Source organism: Pseudomonas sp. 65/3-MNA-CIBAN-0223, from assembly GCF_040310425.1.
Lineage (GTDB): Bacteria > Pseudomonadota > Gammaproteobacteria > Pseudomonadales > Pseudomonadaceae > Aquipseudomonas > Aquipseudomonas gregormendelii.
This window is the reverse complement of sequence record NZ_JBEOPV010000006.1, coordinates 267,064-279,719: the sequence shown is the minus strand read 5'-3', so window position 1 is coordinate 279,719 and position 12,656 is coordinate 267,064. Positions and strand designations below refer to the sequence as shown.

The 12,656-nt window shown below is 57.1% G+C and carries 9 protein-coding genes and 1 pseudogene; 6 read left to right on the top strand and 4 right to left on the bottom strand.

What is annotated here, in order from left to right:
* The first annotated feature begins 380 nt into the window (after window positions 1-380).
* From AAEZ09_RS09370 to AAEZ09_RS09360, 3 genes are read left to right on the top strand one after another with little or no spacing between them, the layout of a single operon-like run.
* Window positions 381-1,229 carry a hypothetical protein gene (locus AAEZ09_RS09370; RefSeq protein ID WP_350599214.1) on the top strand — a complete coding sequence of 283 codons (849 nt, stop codon included), beginning with the start codon at window positions 381-383 and terminating at the stop codon, window positions 1,227-1,229.
* Entirely contained in the window at window positions 1,226-2,875 is a 1,650-nt protein-coding gene (locus AAEZ09_RS09365; protein WP_350599212.1) for a hypothetical protein, read from the top strand. Before AAEZ09_RS09370 ends, AAEZ09_RS09365 begins: the two co-directional genes overlap by 4 nt.
* A 32-nt stretch (window positions 2,876-2,907) precedes the next feature.
* Entirely contained in the window at window positions 2,908-3,549 is a 642-nt protein-coding gene (locus AAEZ09_RS09360) for a YMGG-like glycine zipper-containing protein (RefSeq protein ID WP_350599211.1), read from the top strand.
* Window positions 3,550-3,669: 120 nt separating this feature from the next.
* Here AAEZ09_RS09360 and AAEZ09_RS09355 read toward each other — a convergent pair whose 3' ends face one another.
* The 3 genes from AAEZ09_RS09355 to AAEZ09_RS09345 all read right to left on the bottom strand — a co-directional run bounded on the left by AAEZ09_RS09355 (window position 3,670) and on the right by AAEZ09_RS09345 (window position 7,661).
* Entirely contained in the window at window positions 3,670-6,009 is a 2,340-nt protein-coding gene (locus tag AAEZ09_RS09355; RefSeq protein WP_350599265.1) for a TonB-dependent siderophore receptor, read from the bottom strand.
* Between the two features lie 171 nt (window positions 6,010-6,180).
* Window positions 6,181-7,143 carry a FecR domain-containing protein gene (locus tag AAEZ09_RS09350; RefSeq protein ID WP_350599209.1) on the bottom strand — a complete coding sequence of 321 codons (963 nt, stop codon included), beginning with the start codon at window positions 7,141-7,143 and terminating at the stop codon, window positions 6,181-6,183.
* On the bottom strand, window positions 7,140-7,661 hold the full coding sequence (locus AAEZ09_RS09345; RefSeq protein ID WP_350599207.1) for a sigma-70 family RNA polymerase sigma factor: 522 nt from the start codon (window positions 7,659-7,661) through the stop codon (window positions 7,140-7,142). Before AAEZ09_RS09345 ends, AAEZ09_RS09350 begins: the two co-directional genes overlap by 4 nt.
* 438 nt (window positions 7,662-8,099) lie before the next feature.
* Between AAEZ09_RS09345 and AAEZ09_RS09340 the strand changes: the two genes are divergently transcribed.
* The gene (locus tag AAEZ09_RS09340; protein ID WP_350599204.1) at window positions 8,100-10,529 is read left to right on the top strand and encodes an SIR2 family protein; all 2,430 of its coding nucleotides are present in this window, start codon (window positions 8,100-8,102) and stop codon (window positions 10,527-10,529) included.
* A gap of 321 nt (window positions 10,530-10,850) precedes the next feature.
* Here the strand turns inward: AAEZ09_RS09340 and AAEZ09_RS09330 are convergent.
* Window positions 10,851-11,141, bottom strand: a pseudogene (locus tag AAEZ09_RS09330) (BRO-N domain-containing protein); the annotation flags it as partial.
* A 282-nt stretch (window positions 11,142-11,423) separates the two neighbouring features.
* On the opposite strand from AAEZ09_RS09330, the gene AAEZ09_RS09325 reads away from it, so the two are divergent.
* Together AAEZ09_RS09325 and AAEZ09_RS09320 are read left to right on the top strand one after the other, a co-directional pair.
* Complete coding sequence (locus AAEZ09_RS09325; protein ID WP_350599201.1) at window positions 11,424-11,798, top strand: helix-turn-helix domain-containing protein; 375 nt, start codon at window positions 11,424-11,426, stop codon at window positions 11,796-11,798.
* Between the two features lie 434 nt (window positions 11,799-12,232).
* Entirely contained in the window at window positions 12,233-12,514 is a 282-nt protein-coding gene (locus tag AAEZ09_RS09320) for a DUF3077 domain-containing protein (RefSeq protein ID WP_350599199.1), read from the top strand.
* Window positions 12,515-12,656: the final 142 nt, after the last annotated feature.

The following is a 12,656-nucleotide window of genomic DNA, read 5'->3' as shown; positions in this document are numbered from 1 at the left end:
CCGTAGGAGCTGCCAAGTGAAACGAGGCTGCGATCTTTTTTCCCGCAGACAAAAAAAAGCCCGCGGGAGGGCGGGCAAACCGTAGTTTCTTGAATGAGCGGGGCCAATGTACCGGTTGCCGCCGTGCAGTGGGGTGAAGAAAAATTCATCCGCACTGCACACTGCTCATCAAGTTCAGAAGTCCTCCTCAGGGCCTGGGCTGGATCAATTAGCAGTGACTCCACGCTTTCGCAGGCGTAGCGCCCATCGCAGATGCGCTCCCGCAAGGGGCTCTGGGTCGTCCACCGGTAAGCCGGGTTATCGCGAATTTGTGGCTTTATGCTAGCATCCTGGCGCGTAGCGGAATGTCGGCGCGCCCTGGTAACCGGTTAAGGAAGACCATGTTGAGACCCATCAGAGCCCTGCGAACGCTGGGCCGCCTAATTACTCGCGGTGTGTTGCTTGTACTGCTGTGCAGCGCGTTCGGGGTGCAGGCCGACCAGGTGATCGGTCGCTTCAATTCGGTGGCCGGGCCTTTTAGCCACATGGAAACCCCCGCTGGCCAAGCCTACTTGAGCCTGCATGAACGCAAGATGCAGGTGCAACTGCCGGACGACTGGCGTGAAAGCACCGTCGAAACCACGATGGAGCTGGACGGCGACACAGCGGTGGTCATGAGCTATCGCACCGCGCAGTGCGACTCCCAAACCGCCTTGATAGTGATCTCCGGGAAGACAGTCTGGGGCCCTTATCGACTCGGTGGCTGTGACGACATGCTGGCCTTCCAGCGCAGTGAGGACGGCAAGAGTTTCGTCGCCATGCGGATGGATGACCGGCGCTCCGAGGCCTGGACCTATTCCTCGAAGGACAAGAATTTCCGCGGGCCGATGAAGGTCGACCTGCCGGGGCTGCTGCAGGGCCTGTCCAAGGCCCGGCCGGCGGTTGCCGCTGCACCCGCACCCGCACCCAGGCCACCAGTGGCCGCCAAGCCCGCGCCGGTGCCCACTACCGCAGCGACCCCCGTGGCCACTGCGCGCACCAAGCCCTCCGCGCCGCCTGCGCCCAACCCCAAGGTGACCGTGCCTGCCCCAGTACCCAAGCCTGCGCCCAAACCGCCGGCCAAAGTGCCGATTCCTTCCCAGCTACCGCAACCGGTGGCTGATGCGGTCGTCAAACATGCCCAGGCGACTACGCCACCGAGGCGCCGGGTAGAGATCAACCTGATCTCCAGGATGGAGACCGAATCGTGACCAGCCTGACACTGCTCCAGCGATTGGGTCACCGTGCGCGGCGCCGCTCGCTGGCCAGTGCGTTGATGCACTGGCTACGCAAAGACAAGAACCCCCTGCCACGGCGCCAGGAACGTGTGCTGGTCCTGGTGATGCTAACCCTGACGCTGCTGTACCTGATGGTCGAAATGGGCTTCAACGCCCGTTTGCTGGACGTAGTCGGCGGCCTGGCCAATCAACATCAAGTGGAGTCCATCGAGGTCTACGGACGCTTGATCGCCGGCACGGCGGTGGCCCTGCTGGGGTTGGGCTCGGTGCTGAAGAAGAGTTTGCGCCTGGGCTGGAGCCGTCTTCGCACGACGATCTGGGCGGCCCTGGTGATCGTCGGCTGCGTGGGTACTACGTACTTTGCGCAGTTGGCGCTGGTCAATCACCTGGTGGATCGCTCGACGCCCGATGAGCGCGCGCGTGCGGCCTTGGGCGTGCCGATGACGTACTTGATGGTGCACCAGGATTTCGGCCTGTATGGCCTGAACCTCACGCTCGAGGAATTGCGGAGCCCCGAGGGCAAGACCCTGCTGGCGACGCTTCCCATCATGGTGCTGTCGAAGGATGACCTGACGGAGCGCATCAAGCCGCAGGCGCAGCTGTTCTTCGAGTTTTTCGCCGAAACCGTGCGCGGCGATGTCGAGGTTAATTATCGCCGCTACCAGGACTCCCTCGCCGAGCTGGATGAAAGCTATCGCCAGTACCAGCAGGGCAGCCGGCGCTACCTGGAGGCGATCAGCGCGGCGTCCATCGCCCTGCACCAGCAGCAGGCCTGGAACGATTACGTGCAGAGCCTCAAGCAACGCAACCGCCGCCTGACCCCCAACAATGTGCCGAATCGCCATGCCAACACGGTCCGTCAGTCGCTGCGCGAGAAGGGCATTGCGGTGGCCGACGATTGGCGCCCCAACGACCGTGCGGGCTTCAATCGGGCCGTGGCCCGGCGCGTGCAACTGGATGCCCGTAGCGCCTATGCCGCCGGGTTAGAGTCGGTTGGCCGCTGGATCGAGCCCGGCTTGCCGCGCGGGCAGTTTTTTGCGCAGCTGCCGATCCAGAACAAGTGGCGCGACGCGTTGCACTTGCCGTACTTGATCACCTTGCAACCCGACCTGTCGCCCAGCGACTTCGAGCAAACCGTGTACCGGCCGACCATCAGCTTCGATGCCAGGCAGCTGATCGAAGATCGCTTGGTCGACCCGCAAAACTACCGCGACAGAGGCGAAAAGGCGCAGATCGGCCGTGACAGCTACCGAGCGCTGATTGTGCCGATGATCGCCCTGTTGTTTTCCTTACTCGGCGCCTTCACCCACATCTTCAAGTGCCTGGGCTTTTTCACCCGGTCGCTGTGTTATGTCCCGCCAAGGCTCTACGCGGCCGCCTTTGTCGGCTACGCGCTGGTGGTGCTGACGGTGCCGATGCTCTGGACCAACAAGGTGACCGAGCAGCAGCTGTTTCTCGACCTCAAGCAGCAGAACGGCTCCACGCTTGGGCTCATGGGCTGGATCATTGCCCACAGTGTGCAGTGGACGGCCCAGGTCCAGCCGGTGTTTTACCCGCTTAACGAACGGGTGCGCCTGCACCTGCTCGGGGGCTTGACCTACGGCTATCAGCCTCAATGAATGCTCATATCCAGTCTCGAAAGGAGTCGCCCTTGTCGCGCGCACTTGCTGTATCAACCCTGTTGCTCGCCTGTACCGGTTTGTTGTTGAGTGGTTGCCAGAACTCGCCCATAGGCAGCACGGCGGTCGGCGGCGTGCTCGGTTGCATTGGCGGTGCCGCGATTGCCGCCGGGACGGGTGGCAACCCTGGCACCGGTTGCGCCATTGGCGCGGCCCTGGGCGCGCCGACAGGTTATTACGTGGGCCGTCAGAAGGACCTGGAAAACGCCCGTCAGGCCAAGGCGGCCATCGAGCGCCAGTCGAGTGATGTCGCGGTTGTGCAACTGACAACCCGCCAGGAAGCGGTACCCGCGGACAAGCGCAATGACGTCGGGGCCGCCAGTGTGGAAAGCATGGACTCGATGCAGGTCAACGTGCCGCAGGCTCTGGTGAAAAAGCGCGACAACCGCCTCAAGCAGCCTCTGTCGCAAGTGGGTAACTACGTGTCCAGCGCCAGCAGCAAGGCCAACATTGTGGTCACCACCCGCAGCAAGAGCGACTTCAACTACATCGTCGCCAACATCAAGAAGGGTTACACCGGCAAGGTCGCGCCTGACAAGGTGACCTACGAGTACCGCGAGCTGACGCGTGGCACCCAATCGGCGATCCAGGTGATGCCGAGCGCCCAGGTGTAAACCTGATTCAAGGCTGGACAGAGGGTGAGTCGATAGAAGTAACGCGTGGGTACAGCCCCTTGATTTCACGGAATTTCAGACACAAAAAAAGACGTCCATGGACGTCTTCTTTCGTCACCGTCAGAAGTCGTACTTGAAGCTGGTCATCACATTGCGTGGCGCTCCATAGTTCGCCGAGAGCGCGGGGGAGCTGTAGTAGGCGCGATCAAACACGTTGTTGAGATTCACCGAAGCCGTCAGGTTGCGGCTGATCTCATAACGCGCGAGCAGATTGGTGATCGCGTAGCTGTCCTGGCTAAAGGTGTGCAGGTCGTTGCCGGTTTTGCTCTGCCAGTTGACGCCGCCACCGAGGGTCAGCTTCTCCAGCGCGCCCGGCAGGCGGTAGCTGGTGAACGTCTTGACGCTGTTGCGCGGCATCATCGTGCTGATGCGGCTGTCGTCCGCATCGGTAGTCACCGAGTAGGCGTAACCCGCCGATGCCTGCCAGCCTTCGGCCAGTTCACCGTTCAGCTCCAGTTCGATGCCCTTGGAGGTGGTGTCCTGCTCGGCGGAGTAGACGTTGTCGTGTTGCCAGATCGCGAGGTTGTCCTGTTCCAGTTTGAACAGCGCAACGCTGGAATTGAGCTTGCCGTCCAGGTGCGTGCCTTTCAGGCCGATCTCGTAGCCTTTGCCTTCCATCGGGTCCAGCGGCTTGTTGTCCTCGTTGGTCACCCATGAGGCTTGCGGGCTGAAGATGCTGGTATAGCTGGCATACACCGACCAGGTATCGTTGAGGTCGTAAACCACCCCGGCGTAAGGGATGAACACGCCATTTTCTTCGCGATTGACTTCGGTTTCCGGCGCGCCATACGGGCGGTCCGAAGTGTCGCGTTTCCAGTTGATGAGACGGCTGCCGAGGATCAGGCTCAGGTCATCGGTCACACTGAACCGCGAAGTCAGGTAGGCCGCGTACTGCGACTCGTCGATGGACGATTTGCCGCTTTCGACGAAGTCGGGTTTGGCGGAGTTGCCGTCCCAGGTGTAGAGGTTGTCGATCGCGCCTGCGGCAGAGGAGGCGTAGTCGTATTGCCAGCCGCCCCAGCCCGGGACGTTTTCCTTGTACTTGGACAGGGTCATGCCGCCGATCAATTCATGCTCGCGCCCGAACAGGCCAAACGGGCCGGTCACGTACAGGTCGAGGTTGTCCTGCCGTGGCGTGCCGGAGAAGCGCACCGGCAGCTGCGAGGTGCCGCTGCCGTCCTTGTTCAAATCACCCATGACATAGTTGAAGGCTTCGTCGAATTTGTTTTCGGCGTAGGTGTACTCGATCTTGCCGCTCCAGCCGTTGGCGAATTGCTGTTCGATGGAGGTGAAGAACGTGGTCTGCTCGTGATCGTTATAGGACCAGTCCGGCGCGCCGTTGATCGAGCGCTTGAGGTCGGTGCGTTCGCCGGTGCTGAAGCGCGATGGCAAGCCCGTGCGCAATGGCGAGTCGACGTCGGTGCGCTGATAGCTGAAGCCCATGGTCAGCAGAGTGTCTTCACTCAGGTCGAATTCGCTGATGCCGTAGAGCAGTTGCGATTGCAGGTTGAAGCGGTCGATCCAGGCATCCTGGGTCTTGTAGTCCGCCACCAGGCGACCGCGCACGTTGCCGCTTTCAGTCAGCGGGCCGGACACGTCGAAGCCGCTGCCGTAGCGATCCCAGGTGCCGGCCTCACCGGTGACGCTGGCCTGGGCCTGGGCCGTGGGGCGTTTGCGGATCAGGTTGATCGTCGCCGAGGGGTTGCCCATTCCGCTGATCAAACCAGTGGCGCCGCGGATGATCTCGACGCGGTCGTACATCGCCATGCTCTGGGTGTAATTGTCCAGGCGGGTGTTGGTGGGCACGCCGTCGATCTCGTAGTTCTGGATGACGAAGCCGCGCGAGTAGTAGGTGTCTGTCTCTGCACCGACACCGTCTCGAATCACGGTGATGCCGGGTGTGGCGTCCATCGCATCGGTCAGGGTAGTCAGGTTCTGGTCGTCCAGGCGCTGGCGCGTCATCACCGTGAGCGACTGCGGCGTTTCCCGCGGGGTCAGGTTGAGCCGGGTCGAGCTGCTGGATGAATAGGTGGTGTACAGCCCGCTGCCTTCAGTAGTAGAACCCGGCGCCTTGCCGGAAATCGACACCCCGCCCAGTTGCAACGCCTCTTGCGAACGGGCCACCAGGGTGTAGTTGCCGCTGGCATTGCGGCTGGCTTCCAGGCCGCTGCCGGCGAGCAACATGGCCAGGCCTTGGTCCACGTCGTAGCGACCTTGCAGCCCCTGAGTGGTCTGGCCCTCCGTCAATGGCGCGGGGTAGGACAGCAGGATGTGGGCGCTCTGGCCGAAGCGGGTGAGCGCCGGGGCCAATGGGCCTGCAGGAATATCAAATGCCTGCTGCGCCTGTTCGGCAGCTTCGGCCCAGCTCGGCGCTATCAGTAACGGCGCGGCTGCTGCCATGCAGGCAACGCCCTGAACCACGGCGCAGGCCAGTTTGTGCTTGAGAGAAAAGTGCCAGACCCGGCCGTTGCATGCAGTGAAATCCACGAGTGATACCCCAATGAAAATAAGTGTCTGGGGTTTAAGTCTCGCGAGATTCGAAAACGGACCACCCAAGCGCAAAAAAAAGTCTCAGGCCTGCCGGGGCTGCAACGTGACCCAGTACCGGGTGAATTGCCGGACGTCGACTTGCAGGGTATCGGCGACTGCGAAAATGATGCGCTCAGTGTTTGCCAGGGGAAAGGTGCCCGATACCGGCACGTTGGCCAGCCTCGGATCACACGCCAGGTGCCCGCGTCGATAGCGGCTCAGCTCAGCCAGAAACTCCTGCAGCGGCTGCGCTTGGGCCACCAGCATGCCCTGGCTCCAAGCAGGGGCCGTCAGCGCAGCGGCGCTTCGAGTAATTGCCCCTGCTGCGTTGAAGCTCAACTGCTCGCCAGCCTGCAACGTCATTGCCAGTTGGCGCTGGGCCATCGGGTTGATCACCAGCGAGCCCTGATAAACGCTGACCTGCGTCACCCCCGCGCGCTGCCTCACACTGAAGCGCGCCAACGCCACATCGATACGTCCTTCAGCGGTTGTCACCGACATCGGGCGACCGTCGGCCATCTTGTCCCGGGTGATCAACATCTCCCCGCGTAACAGCTTGATGCGCCGCGTCTCGCGCTCGAACACCACATTGATTGCGCTGTCGGTATTGAGCTCAACCTCGGTGTTGTCTGCGAGTACGTAACGTTGCTGTTCGCCGACCTGGCTGTGGTAATCCGCCGTCAGGTCTTGCAGCACTGCGGTGTCCTTCATGCTCCAGGCGCCAGCACCGGCTGCCAATACCAGGCCAAGCTGCTTGAGCGCTGTGCGTCGAGACAGGGTGGGTCGCAAGGCGGCATGAGCCAAGGGGCGCTGGTTGGGCGAGCGCATCTCGCTCATGCGCTGCGCGAGCGCTTCGGCTCGCTGCCAGGCGCGCTCGTGCAGGGGATGGGCCTGGCGCCAGCTCATGCAGGCCACCAGGGTTTCCGCGCTGACGCCAGGCTCCTGCAGTTCCAGCTGCCAGTGCATGGCCTGTTCGGCGATATCGCCAGTGATGGCCGGGTTCACGTCGGGTCCAGGCTGCTATCGAGCATGATGCACAGCGCCCCGGCCTTGACGATGTAACGCTTGACCGTGGTGATCGACACCGCGAGCCGCTGAGCGATGTCGGCATGACTCAACCCATCCACCTGCGACCACAGAAAAGCCTCGCGCACCGGCCGCTCCAGGGATTCCAGAGCAGCATCCAGGGCAATCAAGGTCTCCAGCAAAATCGCCTGGGTCTCCAGGCTCGGCGCAGTCAGCTCGGGCATCGCGGCCAGCGCTTCCAGGTAAGCGCGTTCGAGCTTTTGCCGACGGTAGTGATTGGATAAAACACTCTGCGCCACCTTCGCCAGGAACGTGCGCGGCGCATGCAACTCTGGCACCTGCTCCTGGGCCAGCAGGCGCATGAAGGTGTCCTGCGCCAGGTCTGCGGCGCTTTGTGAGCAATCAAGCCGGCGCCGCAGCCAGTTCTGCAGCCAGCTGTGCTGTTGTTGGTACAGCGTGGCCAGGTCACAGAAGCTGGTTTGAGGGGGGGATGACATGAGGTGGAGGCGCCGGATGAGTAAATATCACAAATGATAATACTTATCATATAGATCGGTGTGGTGGGGTTGCAAGGGGAGGAGGGGCTGGGCGGGTATTCGATTTTTAAGGGCGTGTAACTGGGAAAAACGTTACGTATGCGCCACATGGAGTTTCGTTGACGAGCGCTGCTCGGGGTGTTAGCCGTGGTCGAGTGAGCAGGAGTGAAAGTTTAGCCAATGGACTCCGAGTCCTAGATGCATCAATGCCCGCACTGGGGGGGACGTTGGTGATTCAATCGGTGAAGCCAGAGGGATTTGCCCCCCAGCCAAGGCTCGTTATACGTGGTCTATCGCGTGGATCATGTCATTTTGCCGCTATCCCTCCGCTGCGCTTCTGGACAGGTGCTGCTAGACCCGGTATTAAGGCTGATTAGAAAGCGACAAAAGGATTTGAAGATGAGCATTTCACTTGCCGAACTTGCCAACAGAATAAAGCCGGAAAACACAGTGCTTTTTTTCGGCGCGGGGTCTTCTATCCCGTCAGGAGCTCCTTCAGTCAAAGTCCTAATTGAGCGGTTGTCCAAGGGTTTCAACATCGAGGCTGATGGCTACTCCTTGAGCGAGTTAGCGAGCTTGGCTGAGCAAAAAGATAGCCGGAAAGAAATGATTACTCTTTTGAGAAAATCATTTGACAAGCTCGTGCCAACAGGCAGCTTACTGAATTTGCCGTTATACAACTGGCGAAATATATATACAACGAATTACGACAATTTGATCGAGCAGGCATATTCTCGCAGAGAACGGAGCCTCTCTGTTATATCTTCAAACTTCGATTTTACCATTCAGCGAGTCCCTGAATCTACCAAGTTGTTCAAACTCCATGGGAGCATTGAGAAAGATGAAGTAGATGGCGTCCACAGTAGAATAATTATTTCAGAAAATGATTATGATTTGACTATGGAATATCGTGAGTACCTGTACGACTCTTTGAAAATGGATCTTGCAGGTACAGATTTAGTCATCATTGGGTACTCCCTTGCGGACGCTCATATAAAAGATCTGATTTCGAAGGCTTTAGATATCAATGCTAGGAGCCATATCCCTGCAACAATAAACTTGATCTTGTTTACTCCCGATGAAAATCGTGCACTGCTCCATGAGCGAAGAGGAGTGCGCGTGGCTTTTGGCAGTTTAGATGACTTCTTCGTCGAGTTGCAAAAAAACGCTAGCCTGAAGTCGGATGCTGGAACGGTTACCAGTGACCCCTTGGATAATTTTCCAGTGCTGCGGCCTGTGACAAGAGATGTAGCACATGAAATTCGAAGTAACATAAAAGACGCAAGTTCTATGTTCAACGGGTGGCCAGCATCTTATGCTGATATTGCGGCGAATCTCACCTTTAAACGAACATTGTGTGCTGGAGTTCTGTCGCTACTGAAAAAAGAAGAGACTTTAGCTGTCGTTGTTCTGGGGGCAAGCGGGACTGGGAAATCGACTTTAGCCAAGCAGGTACTGTACAATCAGTCTCAAGCATCAGTATATAGTTGGGAGCACAAGTCGGAACATACCCTTCAACCTATCGCGTGGCGCGCTATCGCTGGTTATTTAAAAGAAAAAGAAAAAACCGGCGTTTTATTTATAGATGATGCGCATAATCATATCAGTGATATCAGCGCTTTGATTGATTTACTTGTGGCTGATAAATCTACTAGTTTAAAGCTGATTTTGGCCTCGTCTCGGAACCTTTGGAATCCAAGGGTCAAGACTCCAAATTTCTTTAAGTTCGGTGCGCAAAAAGTATTGAAGGGCCTAGATTCTTCAGAGGTTGAGGAACTTCTCACACTTGTTGATACCAATCCGGACTTGAAGCCGCTAGTTGAAAACAGCTTCTCAGGTTTTTCTAGATCAGAGCGAAAGCGCCGGCTCACCGTGCGTTGTGAGTCTGATACATTTGTATGTTTGAAAAATATTTTTGCTTCAGACAAGTTCGATGACATCGTATTGCGCGAATTTGCTTCGTTGCCAGAAGATTATCAAGAGATCTATCGGTTGGTTGCCGCGATGGAAAGCTCAGGTATTAATGTGCATCGCCAGCTTGTAATACGCCTTCTAGGAATTCCTTCAGACCAAGTTATGGCGTCGTTAGCGAACTTGGTCGACATAATTCACGAGTATACGATTAGTGCTAAAGACGGAACGTATGGCTGGAAGGGCAGGCACCCCGTAATCACAGATATTATCGCTCAGTACAAAATGCCTGATATCAAGGAGTACGTCTCGTTGTTTGAGAGAGTTATTGATAATATTGTTCCAACATATGATGTTGAAATTCGGACAATTCGGCAGTTGTGCGGCTTTGAAAAGGGAATTGGGCGTATCCCTGATAAGCATGTTAGAAATAAATTGCTCCGCAAAATGATTTCTAAAGCACCGGGGGAGCGAGTGCCGAGGCATAGGTTGATACGCAACCTTATAGATATTAATGAGATTGAAAAAGCCGATACTGAGATTCGATTGTTTGAAAACGATTTTAAAGCTGATGGTCCAGTTCATCGTTTTAAAATAATGCTGTTGTTGGCACGAGCTGAACGTACAGTCGGAATACTTGATGAAGATCGCATAGCTATCCTAGAAAGAGCCCGATCTTACGCGGCTAACGCCATCGATAGATACAAAGATAATAAAGATTTTCTGCGGACGTACTGTGATGTAGGTGTAGAGATTTTCAAGAGATCTAAGGATATATCAGCTTTTGATGATGCAATGGAAAAACTTAAGCTGGCAGAGGAGCGGGTGGGCGATCCTGACATTACAAGTCTAATCATTCAGTACCAGCGGAAGATATCTGGATATGATTACACTCCGAACTCCGACTTGGAAGACTGATTCATGGATCAACGATCTACGCCTTTTTCTCCGTCGAATAAATGCTTTCTATTGAGAGGTTTGCACTCGTTCGATTCCGGCGGGCCAAACTTTGCCCCCAGCAAAGTTGCCCGAATTTTCATCTATTGAGGCATCCAGCGCCCGTACACTCAAGCGATCCTTGTCCAATCCGAGTGGCCCATTTGCTTGGCGACCCACATTGGGTGCTCGGCTGCGGAAAGCATCATTGACGCGGGAAAGTCCCGCCCACTGTAACGTGGTGAGCGACGGCCCATTCTCTGCTGCGCTGGTTGTGGTTGTTCGTAGTGCGGGAATGACCTCATGCGTCAACCACTGCCGAAGGTTCCGGTTTTCAGGGATGTGGTGATATATCATGAGCGCATACACGCCGGATTCGCTCACCATCAACGTATCCTGAATTTCACCGTGGTAGTTCAGCCGAAGAAAACGATACTGGTCAGTGTCGAGCTTGCGAATCAGGCGCTCGTTCAGGGGCCAGCCCATAAGCCGGCCGAGATCGACAACGCTAAACCAGGGTTGAGAATCCAGTATCAATGCATGGATGAAACGATTGTTGCGCGTAAACCGCGTGGGTTCGAGATGTTCGTTCATTTTGAGTTTCCCACTAGAGGTGATAACACCGCCTCCTGACGCCAATCAGGGTGGGCGGAACCGTATGGGTTGGCGTACCGGCTAGTTGGACCCCGGCGCATCCGAGGATGCCCACATACGGCCCGCCCATAACAGGCAGCCACATGTAGGACACGAAAAAGCCGCGACAGCGGCTTTTGTGTCTTCCGAACCAGACAGGACGCCAATCCTGTATCGCTAATGGGTAGCGATGAATAAACCTTACTGCTTGATGCCTGCGAGAGCAAGGTCTTAGGAGCACTGGTGTGCCGCACTCAGAACGTTCGACCAGCGAACTTTGCATCGCTTTACGGTGTTGCCGTATCTTTTTGCCATTCCAAGAGGAGGTCAGTGATGGACCATGAAATGGAGAACTTTCAGAAGGACTCGCTGGCTTCGGTGCGTCAAATGAAGGCTGGCAAGACCGAACGTACAACCGAGGTGAAGCTTTCTATTGCAGCTGAGGCCAGGGCTAAAGTCGGCCTTTCCCAAAGCGCATTTGCGCAGCTACTGGGCGTCAGCCTGCGCACGCTGCAGGATTGGGAGCAAGGCCGGCGACGACCTGCTGGTGCGGCACGGACCCTGTTGCGGGTTGCCAGTCAGCACCCGGAAGCGTTGCGAGATCTCAAGGCCATCTGACGCCCATCAGGCGTCATCTCGTGGATTGCAGGATTCAGTCCAAGGCTCTCAGTGGTTGCAGGGGAGGAACGCTCGCGATACCCTTTCGCCGTCGCTGCAAACTCAGCGACCGGGTGTGGAAACCCGAGTAATTCAAGGCGCAACAGCGCTCCCATCATGTCTGCAGGTATTTTTTACCTGCGGCGTGAGTTATGGCGGCTGTGCGTGGGACGTCTTCGGGCGTGCCGGTTTCCTTGATTACCGGTTTTCCACCCTGCGCACAGCTGTCACCCATTCGTGTGGAAACGAACGTGGCAGCTCCCCATATCAAGGAGTTGGATAATGCGCAGAATCAAACCGTACGAAGTTTGGCTTCCCCCTCTTCGCAGTTCCCAGTGGCGTAACGCCCCACCATCTACCCTCGGCCACTGCATCTCCCTCTCCGGAGGTGGCAAATGACCGACAATCCCGAACTCAGAACCATCGGCTTCACTCCCGCGATCTACCTCGGTAATCAAGCAATGTTTCACGTCATTGGTGGCGTGCCCATTGGTGATGCGTTGTCGATGGCTTCGGATTTTCTTTGCCTTGCCAAGTCGCTGACTGAGGATGCGGCTTATGCGAAGGACAATGGGCGTCATGCTTGGGCTGCGCATTATTTGGCGGCTATGGGTAAGGCGTTGGTTGATGATTCGTTGAAGGTTTTGATGCGGGAGCGGGAGGATTCTGGAGATTAGTCTGAAGGTGGGCTTGCGATGGTGCTGGGTCATTTGGATCTGTTGTGGATGATCTGGCGCTTTCGCGGGCAAGCCCGCTCCCACAGGAGGTGGTGTTTTGGGGGTGGGCTTTAGTTCGCTGATTAGCAATTGAGGTGGGGTG